The organism is Haladaptatus sp. R4 (assembly GCF_001625445.1).
Lineage (GTDB): Archaea > Halobacteriota > Halobacteria > Halobacteriales > Haladaptataceae > Haladaptatus.
This window is the reverse complement of sequence record NZ_LWHG01000011.1, coordinates 623,917-640,712: the sequence shown is the minus strand read 5'-3', so window position 1 is coordinate 640,712 and position 16,796 is coordinate 623,917. Positions and strand designations below refer to the sequence as shown.

Annotated in this window: 17 protein-coding genes and 2 pseudogenes; 12 read left to right on the top strand and 7 right to left on the bottom strand. The window is 62.6% G+C overall.

The features are described from left to right. The first annotated feature begins 30 nt into the window (after window positions 1-30). From A4G99_RS29785 to A4G99_RS06920, 5 genes are all read left to right on the top strand, one after another. On the top strand, window positions 31-480 hold the full coding sequence (locus A4G99_RS29785; protein WP_082837720.1) for a hypothetical protein: 450 nt from the start codon (window positions 31-33) through the stop codon (window positions 478-480). 21 nt (window positions 481-501) lie between these two features. Next, window positions 502-675, top strand: a complete 174-nt coding sequence (locus tag A4G99_RS29780; protein ID WP_190303711.1) for a hypothetical protein — start codon at window positions 502-504, stop codon at window positions 673-675. Window positions 676-765: 90 nt separating this feature from the next. After that, entirely contained in the window at window positions 766-978 is a 213-nt protein-coding gene (locus A4G99_RS06930; protein WP_066141143.1) for a hypothetical protein, read from the top strand. 77 nt (window positions 979-1,055) lie between these two features. Then, window positions 1,056-1,574, top strand: coding sequence for a peptidylprolyl isomerase (locus tag A4G99_RS06925; RefSeq protein ID WP_066141140.1), 519 nt, complete (start codon window positions 1,056-1,058; stop codon window positions 1,572-1,574). Between the two features lie 99 nt (window positions 1,575-1,673). Next, complete coding sequence (locus A4G99_RS06920; RefSeq protein WP_066141137.1) at window positions 1,674-2,441, top strand: creatininase family protein; 768 nt, start codon at window positions 1,674-1,676, stop codon at window positions 2,439-2,441. A 26-nt stretch (window positions 2,442-2,467) separates the two neighbouring features. Here the strand turns inward: A4G99_RS06920 and A4G99_RS25795 are convergent, their stop codons facing one another. Further along, window positions 2,468-2,641: a hypothetical protein gene (locus A4G99_RS25795; protein ID WP_190303710.1), complete on the bottom strand. Its 174-nt coding sequence runs from the start codon at window positions 2,639-2,641 to the stop codon at window positions 2,468-2,470. Between the two features lie 120 nt (window positions 2,642-2,761). Here A4G99_RS25795 and A4G99_RS06910 point away from each other — a divergent pair. Both A4G99_RS06910 and A4G99_RS06905 read left to right on the top strand, forming a co-directional pair. After that, window positions 2,762-4,398: pseudogene (locus A4G99_RS06910) on the top strand (DUF255 domain-containing protein). 88 nt (window positions 4,399-4,486) lie between these two features. Beyond that, window positions 4,487-5,293 (top strand): TrmB family transcriptional regulator, encoded by an 807-nt coding sequence (locus A4G99_RS06905; protein WP_066141128.1) that lies wholly within the window; start codon window positions 4,487-4,489, stop codon window positions 5,291-5,293. A 65-nt stretch (window positions 5,294-5,358) separates the two neighbouring features. Here A4G99_RS06905 and A4G99_RS06900 read toward each other — a convergent pair whose 3' ends face one another. Continuing rightward, window positions 5,359-5,979 (bottom strand): histidine phosphatase family protein, encoded by a 621-nt coding sequence (locus tag A4G99_RS06900; RefSeq protein WP_066141125.1) that lies wholly within the window; start codon window positions 5,977-5,979, stop codon window positions 5,359-5,361. A gap of 188 nt (window positions 5,980-6,167) precedes the next feature. After that, on the bottom strand, window positions 6,168-6,806 hold the full coding sequence (locus A4G99_RS06895; RefSeq protein WP_066141122.1) for a molybdenum cofactor biosynthesis protein B: 639 nt from the start codon (window positions 6,804-6,806) through the stop codon (window positions 6,168-6,170). 86 nt (window positions 6,807-6,892) lie between these two features. Here A4G99_RS06895 and A4G99_RS06890 point away from each other — a divergent pair. The 5 genes and pseudogenes from A4G99_RS06890 to A4G99_RS06870 all read left to right on the top strand — a co-directional run bounded on the left by A4G99_RS06890 (window position 6,893) and on the right by A4G99_RS06870 (window position 11,969). Then, window positions 6,893-7,932 (top strand): annotated as a pseudogene (locus tag A4G99_RS06890) (zinc-binding dehydrogenase). After that, a complete protein-coding gene (locus tag A4G99_RS06885) occupies window positions 7,929-8,138 on the top strand; it encodes a hypothetical protein (RefSeq protein WP_066141119.1) in 210 nt (69 codons plus the stop codon). The pseudogene A4G99_RS06890 and the gene A4G99_RS06885 overlap by 4 nt, the downstream one beginning before the upstream one ends. Window positions 8,139-8,362: 224 nt before the next feature. After that, on the top strand, window positions 8,363-9,088 hold the full coding sequence (locus A4G99_RS06880) for a helix-turn-helix domain-containing protein (protein WP_066141116.1): 726 nt from the start codon (window positions 8,363-8,365) through the stop codon (window positions 9,086-9,088). Between the two features lie 74 nt (window positions 9,089-9,162). Next, window positions 9,163-11,136 carry a prolyl oligopeptidase family serine peptidase gene (locus tag A4G99_RS06875; RefSeq protein WP_223301747.1) on the top strand — a complete coding sequence of 658 codons (1,974 nt, stop codon included), beginning with the start codon at window positions 9,163-9,165 and terminating at the stop codon, window positions 11,134-11,136. Next, window positions 11,133-11,969, top strand: a complete 837-nt coding sequence (locus tag A4G99_RS06870) for a M55 family metallopeptidase (protein WP_066141113.1) — start codon at window positions 11,133-11,135, stop codon at window positions 11,967-11,969. The genes A4G99_RS06875 and A4G99_RS06870 overlap by 4 nt, the downstream gene beginning before the upstream one ends. 219 nt (window positions 11,970-12,188) lie before the next feature. On the opposite strand, the gene dacB is transcribed toward A4G99_RS06870, so the two are convergent. From dacB to A4G99_RS06850, 4 genes are read right to left on the bottom strand one after another with little or no spacing between them, the layout of a single operon-like run. After that, window positions 12,189-13,418 (bottom strand): D-alanyl-D-alanine carboxypeptidase/D-alanyl-D-alanine-endopeptidase, encoded by a 1,230-nt coding sequence (gene dacB / locus A4G99_RS06865; protein ID WP_066142410.1) that lies wholly within the window; start codon window positions 13,416-13,418, stop codon window positions 12,189-12,191. A gap of 5 nt (window positions 13,419-13,423) precedes the next feature. After that, window positions 13,424-14,707 (bottom strand): ABC transporter ATP-binding protein, encoded by a 1,284-nt coding sequence (locus A4G99_RS06860; RefSeq protein WP_066141110.1) that lies wholly within the window; start codon window positions 14,705-14,707, stop codon window positions 13,424-13,426. Beyond that, window positions 14,704-15,723: an ABC transporter ATP-binding protein gene (locus A4G99_RS06855; protein ID WP_066141107.1), complete on the bottom strand. Its 1,020-nt coding sequence runs from the start codon at window positions 15,721-15,723 to the stop codon at window positions 14,704-14,706. The genes A4G99_RS06860 and A4G99_RS06855 overlap by 4 nt, the downstream gene beginning before the upstream one ends. After that, complete coding sequence (locus A4G99_RS06850; protein WP_066141104.1) at window positions 15,720-16,796, bottom strand: ABC transporter permease; 1,077 nt, start codon at window positions 16,794-16,796, stop codon at window positions 15,720-15,722. Before A4G99_RS06850 ends, A4G99_RS06855 begins: the two co-directional genes overlap by 4 nt.

Sequence of the window (16,796 nt, the reverse complement as noted above, 5' to 3'; positions counted from 1 at the left end):
GACGCGGTCGGCGACGATGTTGGAATCCGCTTGCCGCGCGACGAAGACGAGACGGACGTTCTCCGACGCGTCGTCGCCGCGATTCGTCAGATACGTGGAGACGTTGAGCGACGCCGTATCGTCGTGAACGTCAGCGATGGAGTAGTCGATCGGTGGGAGTCCGCTCGTGTCGCTGTTCCAGTGGAAATCGACGGCCGTCCGCTCGTAGGCAGGTTCGAGCGCATCGACGCCCCGTACTTCCTTACCGCCCTCGGCGATTCGTTCCCCGTTCTCGAAAACCACGGTTTCGATCCGGTAGCCGCCGCGACGTTCGACCGAGAGGTTTTCGATAATGCTCGTTTCCCGTTCCCCGTCGATGGTCGGGACTCGCGTTCGTGTCGTCGCCTCGACCAACCCGGAATCGAGATGAATCGCCCGGACGAGGACGGAGATGTTTTCCGCCGACCCTCCCCTGTGGTCGAGTCGGGTTTCGATGCGTAACGTCGCCGTTCCACCGGAAACGTGACCGGGCGCGATGGCGACGTCCTCGATTCGAAGACGACTCGGCGGTTCGTCGTCCGTGGACGCCGTCGCAATCGCACCGGGAAGAACGGCGAGCGTGAGCAGGCCCGCCACGGTGACGATTGCGATGGCGACCGCCAATATTCGTTCTCGGCTCATGTCCGATTCGTGTAACGTTCGGGCAAATACTTTGTGATCTGTTATGTGATATTTTTGGTAGTTTGAAACCGTACGATTCAGGCAGGTGGAGCACGAAGCCCCTGCATGAGCACGAAAAACGCCGGGGGGAAGATTCGCTTCGGCTTGATGATGGCCCTCGGCATCATCGTTCCGGGACTGATAAAATATTTCCTGACCCAGATCGGCTACAGCATGCTCGGAACCGTGATTTTCTTCACGCTGTACCTAACGGCCGCCATCTTCATCTGGTTCGTCTGGATACGTCCGCTGGAACTGACCGGGTCCAGCGAGGCGTAGCGGCGTCTATCTTTCTCCCGTTCGGACACCGCTGGTGGATAGAACACCTTTTTTCCTTGGAGGCCGACAGTACGGATATGGCAGACGACCTAACGGCCACACTTCACACGAATCACGGCGACATCGAAGTCGAGTTGTTCGACGAGCGCGCACCCAAGACGGTGGCGAACTTCGTCGGACTGGCGACGGGCGACCGCGAGTGGACTGACCCACAGTCGGGCGACCGAAAGACCGACGAACCGCTCTACGACGACGTGCTCTTCCACCGTGTCATCGAGGGCTTCATGATTCAGGGTGGCGACCCGACGGGAACGGGCCGCGGCGGTCCCGGCTACCAGTTCGACGACGAGTTCCACCCGGAACTCACCCACGACAGCGAGGGCGTCCTCTCGATGGCCAACTCCGGCCCGAACACCAACGGCTCGCAGTTCTTCATCACGCTCGACGCCACGCCGCACCTCAACAACCGCCACGCCGTGTTCGGTGAGGTCGTAGACGGCATGGACGTCGTCGAGGAAATCGGCTCCGTCGATACGAACCCGCAGGACAAGCCGCTCGACGACGTCGTCCTCGAATCCGTCGAGATTCACGACTGAGCGCCGTTTTCGATTCGATTACTCGGTTCTTTTTTGCGGATCGTTCGGTTACTGGTACCGCTTCTTTCCAGCGCCATCAATCGACAGGGATCAGCAACTATGACGGAAACGACCAACGATTCGACCGTAGAACTTACGAACTGCACATGGACCGACGTGGAAACGGCGCTCGACGACGGAAGACGAACCGCTATCGTCGCCGTCGGGTCCGTGGAACAACACGGCCCGCACCTCCCGCTGATAATGGACACGCTGGCGGGCGACGAACTGGCGAGGCGCATCGCCGAGAAACTCGGTGACGCGCTCGCCGCGCCGACGATTCGCCCCGGTTGCTCGGGCCACCACATGGAGTTCCCCGGGACCATCACGATTCCCGCGACGACCCTCATGGATCTGATTCGGGCGTACTGCGAGTCGCTGGACGAACACGGCTTCGAGCATATCGCCCTCGTTCCGACCCACGGCGGGAACTTCGCACCCGTCAACACCGTCGCGCCGGAGGTCGCCCGCGAGGTCGACGCGAACGTCATCGAGCTCGCCGACCTCTCGAACCTGATGGAACTCCAGAACGAGGGGCTTCGCGCGGGCGGCGTAGAGTACCAAGAGGACGTGATTCACGCTGGTGCCGCGGAAACAGCGATGGTATTGGCGGTAGACGAGGGACTCGTTCGGACCGACGAACTCGAAGTTGGACACGAGGATGAAATCTCCGTCTCCCGACTCCTCAGCGAGGGATTCAAAACCATCACCGAGAACGGCGTTCTCGGCGATCCGCGCGAGGGAACGGCGGAGGCCGGGGAAGAGATCCTCGACGCCATCGCGACGGCGTACGCCGAGTGGATCGAAGCAGAACGCGACGCGATTTGAATAGCGGTTAGCTACCGGTGTAGCAGTCAGATGGACGCGTTGTCCAGTACGATTTCGACCAGCGTGAAGCCGACGACCACGGCGACGAACACGGTGCTTTCTGTAATCCCATATTGTAACTGCGTGACGAGCAGGAAGTCGAGAAGGCCCCCGATGAGAAGAAAGATGACCGTGACAAGGAATTTCGTCTTCGGTCTCATATCCGTGGCAATGAGTTCGATTTGTATATCTTTTCGGTCAGTTCGAAGCAGGTAGGTTGACTCCTTCGTTACCGACGCGGATTCCGAAACCACTTCCCACGTTCGACCCAAAGTCAGGCCATGGATCAGTCTGCGGAACGGACGAAAATCGAGTGGCGCGAGTGGGGTGACGCGGCGTTCGAGGAGGCACAGGAAGCCGACAAACCCGTCCTTCTCTCGCTGTCCGCTCGGTGGTGCTCGTGGTGCCACGAGATGGACGACACGACCTACGCGGTGCCGACGCTGGCGGCGAACGTCAACGACTCGTTCGTCCCGGTCCGGGCCGACATCGACCGCCAACCTCGTGTCAGGGAGCGATACAACATGGGCGGGTTCCCGACGACGGTGTTTCTGACGCCAGAAGGCGAACACCTGACCGGCGCGACGTTCCTCGACGCGAACACCATGCGCCAAGTGGTCGGACAGGTGCGCGACCTCTGGGAGCACAAGGGCCGGGAAGCCTCGCAAGTACCGCGCAACATCCGCGACCAGAGCCCCCCGTCCGGCGAGGTCACCGGCGAAATCGAGCGCCTGATGGTCGGACAGATCGAGGACCAGTTCGACCCGACCAACGGCGGTTGGGGCGACGACGCGAAGTTCCCGCTCCCGAGAACCGTCGAGTTCGCGCTGAAACGCGACCGGGAGCGCGCACTCGCCACCCTTTCGCCGATCACGGCGAACCTCTACGACGACTACGAGGGCGGGTTCTTCCGCTACTCCGGCACCCCCGAGTGGAACGACATCCACCGCGAGAAGATGTTGGACCTGAACGCGGCACTCCTGCGCACCTACGCGAACGCCTACCTGTACACGGGCGAGGACCGCTACCGCGACCCTGCCGCGAAGACCGTCGAATATCTGACGACGACGCTCTGGGAGGGCGACGCCTTCGGCGGCAGCCAACAACCCGGCGACGGCTACTACGAGGGCGACGCGAGCGACCGCGAGAGTCGGGAGGCACCACCCGTCGATTTCACCGCCTTCGCCGACCGCAACGCGCTCGCCGCGGACGCGTTGCTCACGTACGCCGCCTACACCGACGACGAACACGCACGACGGTACGCCGAACGAACCCTCGAATTCCTCTCGACGTGCGTCGAAAACGGTGCGGTCGTTCACTACCGTGACGGCGACGAGGTTGGGGAACGCGGCCTGCTCGCCGACCACGCCTACGTGACGCGAGCCTTCGTCACCGCCGCACAGGTCCTCGGCGGCGACGAGTACCTCGAAACCGCGCGAGCGTCGCGGATCACGCCATCGAAACGCTCCAAGCCGACGACGGTGCGTTCGTCGACGGACCGCGCGAAGGGCCGGGACTGCTCGACCGTGAACTTCGCCCCGTCGATGACAACGCCGTCTTGGCCGACGCGCTGGTCGATTTGACCGTCCTGACGAGCGATTCGTCGTACGAGGAGGCCGCACGCGAGGCGGTCGGCGCGTTCGCAGGTGCGGCGGACCGAATCGGCGTGCAGGTCGCGGGCTACGCGACGGCCGCCTCCCGACTGTGCAGGCCACCCCTCCAAGTCGTGGTCGCCGACGAACCGGGGTCGAACCTACACCGTGCCGCGCTTCGACTCGCCGACCACGAGAAAGTCGTCGTCCTCGCGCCTGACGGCGAGTACGAGCGGGGAACCGCCCGACTCATCGACGGCGAGAACGAATCCGATCCGGCGACATCTCCGGCGGAGCTGAGTGAACTAGCATCGAGTTTCTTTTGAGCAATATTTGCGAAAAGGATACTCTGTCCAGTTGAGGCACATAAAACGCACGTAGAGTTTATATACTGTCGGGCTAATGTCAACAGCTATGGCAAGTCTTCGCGATTTGGGTCTCTCCGAGTACGAAGCGCGTGCGTATCGAGCGCTCTTGAACACGGGACCGACGACGGCGAAGGACCTCTCTCGGGTGAGCGACGTTCCGATGGGGCGGATTTACGACGTGCTCAACAGCCTGGAGACGCACAACCTCGTGCGAAGTCAGAGTGCGAGTCGCCCGAAGAAGTACGTCGCCGTCGAGCCGACCACCGCGCTCGACCGACTGCTGGACGACAAACTGGACGAACTGAACGCGAAGGCCGACCAGTACGAGGACATCGTGGACGATTTGAGCACCGAACTCGACGCCGTGGACCCGCCGATAGAGGAGGGCTTCTGGACAGCGGCGGTCGGTCCGGACGATTCGCTCGAACTCCTCATCGAACGCTTGGACGCCGCGGAACGCCGCATCGTCATGGTCGCCGGTCGGGTGTCCCCGACGTTCGACATCGGCAACGTCGGGGACACCGTCGCGGAGCACCTCGAAACGGCGCTGTCACGGGGCGTGGAAGTATCCGTCCTCATGTCGCCGGAACTCGTCAGCACGCTCCCCGAGAGCGTCGGTCGGCGCTACGCCGACACGCTCTCGGATCATCCGAAATTTTCGGTTCGAACGACGGCGGAACTCGACGGGACCTTCAACCTCATCGACGACCTCGAAGTCTGTATCGAAGTGGCGAACCCGCTCTCGCCCGGCGAGGCGTTCGCCATGATCGACCTGAAAGACCCCGAGTTCGCGGCGAACGTCAACAATCAGTTCTCCTCTCGCTGGGAGACCGCCGAACCGCTTCACTTCTGAGCGGTCGAATCATCCCTTTCGATTCGTGAGTGTTCAGCACTCGCGTACGTCACCGCAGTCCCATCTCAGCAGTGACACGTGTCGTTCTCACGTACGATGGTTGTCTCACCCGTTTCAGTGTCGTAGTTGACCTCGTTGATGGCACAGTTCGATTGTGGCTGATCCAGGATCGCCTCTGGGATGTCGAAACCCTTGATATACCCGAGAATCAGGCGGATGGGGCCACCGTGAGCGACGATGAGGACGGTTTCTACCGGTTCGCTTTCAACTAACAGCCGCTCCCATCCCTCAAGCACCCGTTTGCGAACGTCGACGAGGCTCTCGCCGCTGTCCGGTGTTTCGTACGCCGCTTCGAGACCGACCTGGTGGAGGGCGTACTCGGGAAACCGTTCGAACAAGTCGTCTGCCGGGAGCCCCTGAAATATCCCGCAATCGCGTTCCCGCCACGTCGAGTCGAACGTTACGGGGACATCGACGAAGTCCCGAAGCAACTCCGTCGTCTCCCTCGTCCGATGGAGGTCCGAAGACCGAATTCTATCGATGTCGTATCTCCGATGGAGGTTTTTACCGAGCTGTCTGGCCTGCTCCCGGCCGAGTTCTGTAAGTGATGTGGGTGCCCACCCCTGCATGCGATGCTCGCGGTTCCACGCAGTCTCACCGTGTCGGACGACGACGACCGTGATCATGTTCGTATTTGGTTCAACCGATGACAAGTACGTTTTCACGTGGCACCCGACCCACCTCCGTCGTGATGGGCCACCACATCGTTTAGGAACTGCTAGATTCGCGCCACCGATTCGAGACGGTCGCCGAAACCTATCGCCGATAGTCCTGTGAGGGTTCGAACGGGGGAAGAACGACGTCGTCCACCTTCTCACTCCCGTCCGGCGAGGCCGACGAGGTGGCCCGCTTCTTCGAGAACGATTTCACCGACACCCAACCGAACGGCGTTCTCGCTCCCGGGCAGACAGAAGACGACGGTCCCGTTCGAGGTACCCGCGGTCGCTCGCGTGCCGACGGTCTTCGTCCCGATTTCGTCGTAGGAGAGCGTCCGGAACAGTTCGCCGAACCCGGGCAGTTCCTTCTCGAACAACGCCGAAATCGCCTCGATGGTCACGTCGTCGGGAGTGACACCGGTGCCGCCGGTCGTGACGACGACGTCCGTGTCGCCGCGCCCGACGATGTTGTTCACCGTCTTCTGCACGCGGTCGTGGTCGTCGGCGACGAGTTCCCGCGTCACGACGTCGTGACCCGCCTGCTCTACCAGGACCTTGATGGCGTCTCCTGCTGGGTCGTCGTCGACCGACCGAGAGGTCGAGACGGTGACGACGGCGAAGCCGAGTTCGTCCACGTCGTGAGCGTGATGCTCGTGGTTGTCGTGGTCGTTGCTGTGGTCGTGGTCGTTGCTGTGGTCGTGGTCGTTGCTGTGGTCGTGGTCGTGGTCGTGATCGTCGTGTCCGTGACCGTGTTCGTCAGTTTCGCTTTGCTCGTCGTGTCCGTCGTGATCCGTCATACCGTTACTTCGACACGCCAGCGCAAAAGTTCACACGGGCCCCCGCTTTGAATACTATTTTAGTGTTCGCGCCCGACGTGCCATGCATGAAAGCCGTCCAGTTCTCCGAGCACGGCGGGACGGAGGTTATCGAGTACGACGAATTCCCGGACCCGGAACCCGACCGGGACGAGGTTCTCGTCGACATCAAGGCGGGCGCGCTGAACCACTTGGACGTGTGGACGCGCCGCGGACTCCCCGGCATCGACCTCGATATGCCTCACATCCCCGGCAGCGACGGGGCGGGCGAAGTCGTGGAAGTCGGTGAGGACGTGACCCGGTTCGAACCCGGCGACCGCGTCGCCCTCTCGGCGGGCGTCAGTTGCGGCAAATGCGAGTTCTGCCGCCACGGTGAACATTCGATGTGCGTGGGCTACCACATCATCGGCGAACACGTTCGCGGCGTTCACAGCGAAATGGCGGCCCTCCCCGAGGACAATCTGCTCCCGGTTCCCGAAGGCGTTTCGTGGGAGACGGCCGCGGCGCCCCGCTCGTCTTCCAGACGGCGTGGCGGATGCTCATCTCGCGCGCGGAACTCACAGCGGGCGAACACGTCCTCGTCCTCGGTGCGTCCGGCGGCGTCGGCCACGCGGCGGTCCAAATCGCGGACTACGCCGGAGCGACCGTCTACGCGACGGGCAGCAGCGAGGAGAAACTCGAACACGCCCGCGAGTTGGGTGCCGACCACGCCATCGACTACGAGGACGAGAACTTCGCCAAGCGAATCCGCGAGTTGACCGACGGGCGCGGCGTGGACATCGTCGTGGACCACATCGGCGCGGCGACGTGGCAGAACTCGCTCAAGGCGCTCGCCAAGGGCGGGAAAATCGTCACCTGCGGCGCGACGACGGGCGGACAGCCGGAGACCGACATCAACCGCATCTTCTGGAATCAGCTTTCGGTCATCGGCTCAACGATGGCGAGCCTCGGCGAGGCGAGCGACGTGATGGAACTGGTGTGGGACGGCACGTTCGAGCCCGCGATTCGGGAAGTCCTCCCGATGAGCGAGACGGCACGCGCCCACGAGATGCTCGAAAATCGGGAAGGCTTTGGTAAAGTGGTGGTAAAACCCGATAGCGAGCTATGACGACGGAGCACACCAAAACGAGGGAGTTCGGACGGAGCGGATGGATACTGGTCGCGGCGATCATACTGGCGTTTATCGTGTCGCCGCTGCTCATCTACCTCCACCCGCCGTACCTCCCGTTCAAATTCGCCTATCTCATCCTGCCGATGATCCCGGCGCTGGCGCTCGGCGCACTATCGGTGTGGTCGGCCCAGGAGCGGGAATAGATCACACGACGAGTGGGGTCGGAGCGACGGATCGAGCTCGTTTTATTCACCGTTTGACACTCACGCTCTGTTTCGGAACAGACATCGAGGTTGTTTCCTTCCGAATTTCAGGAGATTATTCCATACCACCGGTGTTGAGTGCAATATCTCCACCCGAATACCACTGAAAAGTGTAACTTCGTGAATGCACAAATTTTTCATGGTGTGGGAGAATCACACACAAGATGAGCGTCATCGACGTTACTGCTCGGGACGATAGAACGACACACCGGCAAGTGGAACTCAAACTGTGGCATCCGGGGTGCTGGACGCTCGAAGTTACCGACGAGTACGACGGGGTCCATATTCTCGAAAAATCGCTGTATCCGACCGACGAAACCGTCAAGGGGGATTTCATCATCGTCTCGGAGGGCGACCACGACATCGAAACGTTCGTCGAAGCCATCGACGCCCACCGAGTCGTCGAGAGCACGGCCATCCTCAAAAACAGCGGCGACCGGGCCCGCGTCGTCGTCACCTACGAGCGTTCGTCCAGTATCGTCCCCGAAATCGTCAACTCGGAGTTCATGCCGATAGAACCGGTTCACATGACCGGCGGGTACGAGTACTGGACCGTCCTCGTCCGTTCGGATCAACTCGAATCGGTGTTCACCCGGTTGGAGGAGGAGTACGACATCCAGTTGGAGTCGATTCACGAGGTGAACCCGAACGACAACGTGGAGTTCGCGAACACCAGCGACCGCATCTACGACTCGCTCTCGGTGCGGCAGATGGAATGTCTGTTCGCGGCCCACGACGCCGGATATTACAACTGGCCTCGCGACGTGGCAGCGAGCGAAATCGCGAGTGATTTCGGCATCAGCGGCCCGACGTTCCTCGAACACCTTCGGAAGGGGGAACACAAAGTCCTCGACGCCTTCCTCACCAAACTCGCCGGGCGGAATTACTGACCGAACGACGTACCCATCGACCCTGAATAGCCGCATTAGGAACCGCTTTGGAGGTGGGTACGAATGTGGTTGTCATGCCACCCGCACTCACACTTTCGGATGCGCTGGATATCGAATATCCCAGTGCGCCGTCGTGGTCCGCGAACGGGAATTTTCTCGCGGCAACCGTCTACGAGGACGATGGAAACGTCCTGTTGGTTACCGATCCGAAAAACGACCGACCGTGGCGATTCACGCCGGACGACGGACACGTTACCGAATTTGCGTGGTCGCCGACCGAGTCCTCCCTTCTCGTCGCAACGGACGCCGGAGACCTGTTGCTCGCCGACCCCAAAGAAAGGACGACCGCCCGTCTGCTCTCCGGGCCGGACGAGAGGAGCGCGTACACGTGGTCGAACGACGGCACCCGCTTCGCGTTCTACCGCGACGGTCGCCCGTTCGTCCGCGACGTCGAAACCGGGGTAGAACGGGGATTCGACGGACCAAAACGCGGTCCGTTCCTCGGCGAAACCCGAATGTTCGCGTGGTCCGACGACGATACCCTGTTGGCCTACCGGTTCGTCGAGGACGGGACGACACACGTCGGCGTCGTCCACGCCGAGTCCGGAGAATTGACGTGGCGCACGCACGGCGAACTGGCGAGTTCAACCCCGGCATGGCTGGCCGACGGACGCGTCCTGTTCGATCAGCGCGGCGAGGGCGGCACGGTCAGACGGATCGTCGCCGCCGATCCGGAGACCGGCGTTGAAACGGTCCTCTTCCGTGAATCGGACCTCGAACGGGGAATCGTTTCGAGCGGCGCACCGGAGGTGTCACCGGACGGTCGCCGAATCGCCCTGTCGCTCCCGCTCGACGGGTGGGATCACGTTCACGTCATCGACGTGGAAACCGGGGACCGAACGCAACTCACCGAGGGAGCGTTCGAGGACAAAGGCGTCGCGGACGCGACGCCGCAGTGGTCGGACGACGAAACGCTCGTTTTCGCGTCCAATCGGAACGGTTCCGGCCAGCGCCACCTGTTTTCGGTCACGTTGGACGGAGAGACGACCGCGCTCGTGGAGACCGACGGAACGAACGTCCATCCACGACCCGCACCGGACGGCGGAACGATAGCGTACGTTCACGCCGACGGGGAGCTGTCGCCGGAACTCCGTATCTTCGACTTCAGGGACCGCGGACGCGAACGACTCACGCGCTCGACGGTCGAGGAGTGGTCGATACCGCCGATCGAGCCGGAACGAATCGAGTTCGAGAGCGCCGGTCGAACCATCGACGGCTACCTGCTCGACCCGCGCAAATCGGATGCCGTCGCCGACGACGCGACGGACCTCCCCGCCGTCGTCTGCGTGCACGGCGGGCCGATGCGCCAGATGCGCGACGGGTGGCACCCGTCGCGTTCCTACGGCCTCTTCTACAGCTATCACCAGTACCTCGCCACGAAGGGCTACGCTTGTCTCTTCGTCAACTATCGCGGCGGCATCGGCTACGGGAAGGAGTTCAGGCAGGCCATCGCGGGCACCCGCGGCGAGGACGAAATCGAGGACGTCACCCGAGCGGGGGAGTTCCTGAAGGGACTCCCGTACGTCGATTCCGACGTGGTCACGGTTTGGGGGCTCTCCTACGGCGGCTACGCGACGCTACAAGTCCTCGGGACACATCCCGATACCTTCTCGCTCGGAATCAACCTCGCCGGATTAGCCGACCTCGAACTGTACAAGGAGTGGGCCGAGGAGACGAAGCATCCGGCGGCGGCCTCGTCGGAAGCGCTCCGAATGGGGGGCGAACCGTGGGAAGTTCCCGAGCGATGGGCCGAGGCGTCCCCGGAGACGCACATGGAGAACTACGAGGCTCCGCTCTACAACTTCCACGGGACCGGCGACCGCTACGTCAACTTCGAGCAACTCGACGTGGTGGTCGAGACGCTCACCGACCTCGGCAAGGAGTTCGACGCCGACCACTATCCCGACGAAAACCACGTCTTCTCGAAGCGGGCGACGTGGGAACGAACCCTGCGGAAGGTAGAGCGAGTGCTGGAGGACGACCGATGAAGGTCTTCATTTCGGCCGATATGGAAGGCATCACCGGCATCGCCGACCCGCTCGACGTGGTGCGAGGGGAAGCGAACTATCCCGCCGGACGGGAACTCATGGTCGGCGACGTGAACGCCGCCATCGAGGGCGCGCTCGCTGGCGGTGCCGACGAGGTGCTGGTCAACGACTCCCATTCCTCGATGACGAACCTTCCCCGTGATTCGGTCCACGAAGCAGCGCGCCTGATCCGCGGCGGGACGAAACCGTGGTCGATGATGCAGGGACTCACCGAGGACCACGACGTCGCCTGCTTCGTCGGTTACCACGCGAAGGCCGGGACGGAGCGCGCCGTCCTCAACCACACCTACTACGGACAGGTGCTCGTCTCGCTCCGCGTGAACGACGAGGAGGTCGGCGAACTGGGCTGGAACGCCGGACTCGCCGCCTCGCTCGGCGTTCCGGTCGGTCTCGTGACGGGCGACGATGCGACCGAAGCCGAGGCTATCGACCGGTTGGAAACCGTCGAAACCGCCGTCGTCAAGGACGGTATCGACCGCTTCACGGCGGATTGCTTGCCCCCCGAGGACGCACGCCACCGGATTCGAGAGGGTGCGAAGCGAGCGGTTCGCCGCGCATCGACGTTCGAACAGCCGATTCCCGACGAACCGGTTGCTATCGAGGTCGATTGGGCGGCCACGAACCAAGCCGCCAGCGCGGCGGCAATTCCGTCGGTCGAACGCGTCGCTGGCCGGACGACCCGCGTCGAGGCGGACGCGTACGTCGAGGCGTTCGAAGCCTCCGTGGCGATGCTCCACGGCGGCGGCGCTGGGCGAAACGAGTTTTACGGGTAGGCGGTGGCGGTCCAGCGTCGAGAATTTTCCCCCGAAGGCGTTCCATGGAGGCGACGCCGTTCGGTTTTCGATTTTCGACCCCGTGGTCGCTCTCAATCGGAAGAAGTGACGGGCCGAGAACCGTCCAAACCGCTCGCTCGAAACGAAGTCGGACGAGCAGTTCGAGGAACCAGCACATCACACCGCACTGGTTCCGTTTTCGCTGAAAAACCTTCGTGCTTACTCGACGAGTTCGCGCACGAACTCGTCGATTCGGTTCCGTGCGTACTCCTCGTCCTCGCCGACCAATCCGCCGAGAAGGACTGAGAACACCACGTCCGGTTCGCCCTCCCTGCGAACGATTCCGGAGAGCGTTCGACTGCCGGTCAGGGTTCCGGTCTTCGCTCGGATTTCGGACTCCGTATTCGGAAACCGGGTCTCCAACGTCCCCTCACCCGCGGTCGGAAGCGATTCGAAAAAGACCTCGGACCACGGTTGGTCGGCAACCCAGTCGAGGGTTTCGACCATTCCTCGGGCCGAAATCAGGTTGTAGCGGGAGAGACCGGACCCGTCCCGGATGCGGAACTTACTAGCGCCTCGTTCTTCGAGGAAATCCCGAACGACGGTTTCCCACGCCTCCCACGACCCCTCTCCACGAACGTCGCGGGCGACGGTTCGGGCGAGTCCTTCGGCGAGGAAATTGTCCGACGGGACGTTCATCTCGCGGACGAGGTCGGCGACCGGCGGTGATTTCACCGCCGCGATCCGCTCGCCGGAGGTCTGGTTTCGGGCGATGCCGAGTTCTCCGGTGTGAGCCACCCCCGCCGTTTCGAGCGCGTCACGAAACGCCAACAGGCAGTGGCGAACCGGGTTCCCGACCGGAACGGTTTCCGTCTGCGGCGCGTCCGTCGGTTTTCCCCCGATTCGGATCGTTTCGGTCGTGAGGTCACGGAACACCCGAAGTTCGTCGGCGGACTCGTCGAACTCGGTCGCGTATTCGATTTCGTCCGTGTTCGGCGTGAGTTCGACGTCGGTGCCGGACACCGTCACCGAGACTAAATTTCGGTCGAGTGCGAGCGGGGTGCTCTCCGCGCCGTACCCGTACTGTCCGTCCTCCCACATCCATCCCGGACCGCGGGACTCCCCGTCGAACCACGCCACGTCGGCGACGATGTCCGTCACGGAGTCGATGCCCGCATCCCGCACCGCGTCGGCGAGCGTCGTCAGTTCCTCCCCCGAGAGCGACGGGTTTCCACGGCCGGAGAGGACGAGCGAGTCCCCGACACGGGTGACGTGTGTCTCGAAGCGGTAGCCCGGGGTGAGATAGTGCAGCGCGAGCGCTGTCGTGAGCAGTTTCGTGTTCGAGGCTGGCGGGAGCGGAACGTCCGGGTTGCGTGCCGCGAGGCCGGTTCCGCCGAGTTCGCGGACGAGGATGCTCGTTCCGAACGATCCCGTATCGAGACCGGTCATCCCGTTCACCACGAGAACGGTTCCCGTTCGTCGGCGTCGAGGTGGCAGGCCGAGAGTTGGTCGTCACCCACGGATTCCAGTTTCGGCACGTCGGTTTCGCACGGCGACTGATACTCGTTCAACGTGTCGGACGCGTCGTCCCAGTTTCCGTCGGCCGCTTCCGAAACGGCACGCTGAACCGTCTTCTCGACGCCCGCCGGTGGGTCGTGCTCGAAGTACTCCGAGCGGACGGCGGCGGGTTCGGCCTCCGTCCGAAGGGATTCCTCGGCGACGTCGCTTTTGAGGTCCATGTACTCGCGGAACGTCTCGCGGGTGAACGGCTCGGGGACGATGATGTCGGGACAGCGCGTGTGGAACTTACAGCCGGATGGGGGATTGCTCGGGCTCGGAACGTCCCCGACGAGTTTCGATTCGACACCGCGCGTGTCCGGGTCGGGGTTTGGAACCGCGTCCAGGAGCGCGCGGGTGTAGGGGTGGTGTGGCTCCGTGAACAGTCGGTCAACCGGCCCGGTTTCCACGAAGTCGCCGAGATACATCACCGCCACGCGGTCGGCGACGTTGCGGACGACGCTCAGGTCGTGGGTGATGAACAGGTAGGTCAGGTCGTACTCGTCCTGAATGTCCTGCATGAGCGAGAGGATTTGGGCCTGCACGCTCATGTCGAGGCCGCTCACGGGTTCGTCGGCGACGACGAGGTCCGGGTTGATCGAAAGCGCCCGTGCGAGGTTGATTCGCTGGCGCTGTCCGCCGGAGAACTCGTGCGGATACCGTCCGTAGTGTTCCTCCGTGAGTCCGACCTGGTCGAGCAGTTCCACGACGCGCTCCCGGCGGTCCGCCGGGTCCCACCCGGCGGCCTCCAGCGGGTCGGCGATGATGCTGCCGACCTTTCTTCGGGGATTGAGGCTGCTCATCGGGTCCTGAAACACGATCTGTGCGTTCCGCCGGAACTCGCGCTTCGCGTCCGAATCGAACGACGTGGTTCGCGTTCCCTGGAACTCCACGACGCCGTCAGTCGGGTCGGTCAGTCCCAGAAGGGTTCGTGCGAGCGTCGATTTTCCGCACCCGGATTCGCCGACGATTCCCAGCGTTTCGCCGGGGTAGAGGTCGAAGCTCACGCCGTTGACCGCTTTGACGCTCTCGTCGTCAAACGTCAGCGGAAATCCGCCCTCGGAGTTCCACCGGAGTGAGCTGATGAACCCGGTGTTCACCGGGAAATGTTTCGTCAGGTTTTCAACCCTGAGCAGCGGTTCGCCCCGCGCTTTCGGCCGTTGTTGTACGTGTTGACTCATGGTCTCCCCCGTCGTGCTTCCTCGTGCAGTCGTGGCTCCTCGGCACCGTATCCCTCCTTGTAGAGCAGACACGCCGAATCGTGGTTCGGACCCACGTCGATACGCGGCGGCTCGATTTTCGAACAGTCATCGATGGCGACGGGACATCGCGTGCGGAACCGACAGCCGGAGGGTGGATCTATCGCGCTCGGCACCGTTCCCTGGATGGGATTCAAGTCGTCCACGCGCTGGTCGGGGCGGACGACCGACCGCAGGAGCGCTTGCGTATACGGATGTTTCGGATTGCGGTACAGTTCCTCGTAGGGGGCCTGCTCGACCACCTTGCCGAGATACATCACGGCGACGCGGTCACAGACCTCACGGACGACGCCCATGTCGTGAGTGACGTAGACGACGCTCGTGTCGTACTTGTCTTGGATGTCGTCGAACAGGTCGAGGATTTGGGCCTGGATCGTCACGTCGAGCGCCGTCGTCGGTTCGTCCGCGATGATGAGTTTCGGGTTGCACGACAACGCCATGGCGATGAGGGCGCGCTGGCGCATCCCGCCCGAGAACTCGTGCGGGTACTGATCGACCCGCTGTTCCGGGTCGGGTATTCCGACGTCGTCCAGCAGTTCGATGGCCCGTTGTCGGGCCTCCTTGTCGGTACAGTCGGTGTGGTACTCGACGACTTCGGCGATCTGATTTCCGACGGTGAAGACGGGGTTCAGGGCCGACATCGGGTCCTGGAAGACGAACGATATCTCGCTGCCGCGGACCTCCTGTCGAAGTTCGCGCTCGGTGCAGTCGGTCAACTCGCGTCCGTCGAACCGGACGGAGCCATCGACCACCTTGCCGGGCGGGTTGATGAGGCCGAGCAGGCTCTTCACCGTCACGCTCTTCCCGGCCCCGCTCTCGCCGACGAGGCCGATGGTCTCGCCCTTCTCGACCTCGAAGCTGACGCCATCGACTGCCTGCACGATTCCGCTTTGCGTGTAGAAGTACGTTCGAAGATTCTCGACTTCGAGCAAGCTCATCGCTTACCTCCGTCGGTTTCGTCGTTCCTATCCAGTTCTTCCCATTTCTCCGTCTCCGTTCCGCCGTCCGTGGCGGGGTTTTCGGTGATCGGTTCGGGTTCGTCGCGCGAGTTTTCCGTGGGCAGGAAGTCGTCGCCGAGTTCGTCCCAATCCGCCTTCCAGAGCGTCGTTTTCGGGTCCATCGCGTCCCGCAAGCCGTCACCGAGCATGTTGAAGCCCATCACGGTGAAAAATATCATCAGACCGGGGAAGATCGTAATCCACGGCGCGATGATCATGGCTTCCCGCGAGTTGCTCAGCATCCGACCCCACGACGCCGTCGGGGGTTGGACGCCGAATCCGAGGAACGACAGTGCCGCCGCGCCGATGATGACGCCGCCCATCGAGAGTGTGGCTTGGACGAGCACCGCGGCCAACCCGTTCGGGACGATTTCGCGGAAGAGGATGGTTCGGGTGGGCAGTCCGGCGGCGCGTGCCGCTTCGACGTACTCCTCCTCCCGAAGGGAGAGTACTTCCGAGCGCATCACGCGGGCGTACGCGGGAATGCCGATGACGCCGTAGGCGAGAAAGAGGTTGTACACGCTCGGTCCCATGATGGCCATCAGCGTCATGGCGAGGATGAGACCCGGAATCGAGTACAGAACCTCCAGTAGTCGCATGATGATGTCGTCGATTCTACCCCCGAAGTACGCTGCCGTCGCACCGCAGGCGATTCCGCCGAGGAAACTGATCCCGACGGAGATGACGCCGATGGCGAGCGCGATTCGACTGCCGTAGATTATCCGTGCCAGTATATCCCTGCCGAAATTGTCGGTCCCCATCGGGTGGGTGAGCGACGGTGCTGCGTCGATATGTAGCGGATCTTGCGCGTGCGGATCGGCGAGGAGTGCGGTGATTAAATGTCTGTCGAAGATCACGATGTCGATGGTCGAGAATATCGCCAGTACGACGAGGATGCCGACCATTATGGCTCCCGCAATGGCGGTCGGACTGTACCGTAGCTCCCGAAGTGTTCCCCGTAGGCGACTTTCGGTGTCGATTCCACTCTCGGTAACTGGTTGATTCGTACTCAT

Excerpts from the sequence above, each read along its gene's own strand:
- A4G99_RS06930 (WP_066141143.1), top strand. The coding sequence starts at position 766 with ATGAGCACGAAAAACGCCGGGGGGAAGATTCGCTTCGGCTTGATGATG.
- A4G99_RS06925 (WP_066141140.1), top strand. The coding sequence starts at position 1,056 with ATGGCAGACGACCTAACGGCCACACTTCACACGAATCACGGCGACATC.
- A4G99_RS06920 (WP_066141137.1), top strand. The coding sequence starts at position 1,674 with ATGACGGAAACGACCAACGATTCGACCGTAGAACTTACGAACTGCACA.
- A4G99_RS25795 (WP_190303710.1), bottom strand. The coding sequence starts at position 2,641 with ATGAGACCGAAGACGAAATTCCTTGTCACGGTCATCTTTCTTCTCATC.
- A4G99_RS06905 (WP_066141128.1), top strand. The coding sequence starts at position 4,487 with ATGGCAAGTCTTCGCGATTTGGGTCTCTCCGAGTACGAAGCGCGTGCG.
- A4G99_RS06900 (WP_066141125.1), bottom strand. The coding sequence starts at position 5,979 with ATGATCACGGTCGTCGTCGTCCGACACGGTGAGACTGCGTGGAACCGC.
- A4G99_RS06895 (WP_066141122.1), bottom strand. The coding sequence starts at position 6,806 with ATGACGGATCACGACGGACACGACGAGCAAAGCGAAACTGACGAACAC.
- A4G99_RS06885 (WP_066141119.1), top strand. The coding sequence starts at position 7,929 with ATGACGACGGAGCACACCAAAACGAGGGAGTTCGGACGGAGCGGATGG.
- A4G99_RS06880 (WP_066141116.1), top strand. The coding sequence starts at position 8,363 with ATGAGCGTCATCGACGTTACTGCTCGGGACGATAGAACGACACACCGG.
- A4G99_RS06875 (WP_223301747.1), top strand. The coding sequence starts at position 9,163 with ATGCCACCCGCACTCACACTTTCGGATGCGCTGGATATCGAATATCCC.
- A4G99_RS06870 (WP_066141113.1), top strand. The coding sequence starts at position 11,133 with ATGAAGGTCTTCATTTCGGCCGATATGGAAGGCATCACCGGCATCGCC.
- dacB (WP_066142410.1), bottom strand. The coding sequence starts at position 13,418 with ATGACCGGTCTCGATACGGGATCGTTCGGAACGAGCATCCTCGTCCGC.
- A4G99_RS06860 (WP_066141110.1), bottom strand. The coding sequence starts at position 14,707 with ATGAGTCAACACGTACAACAACGGCCGAAAGCGCGGGGCGAACCGCTG.
- A4G99_RS06855 (WP_066141107.1), bottom strand. The coding sequence starts at position 15,723 with ATGAGCTTGCTCGAAGTCGAGAATCTTCGAACGTACTTCTACACGCAA.
- A4G99_RS06850 (WP_066141104.1), bottom strand. The coding sequence starts at position 16,796 with ATGAGTACGAATCAACCAGTTACCGAGAGTGGAATCGACACCGAAAGT.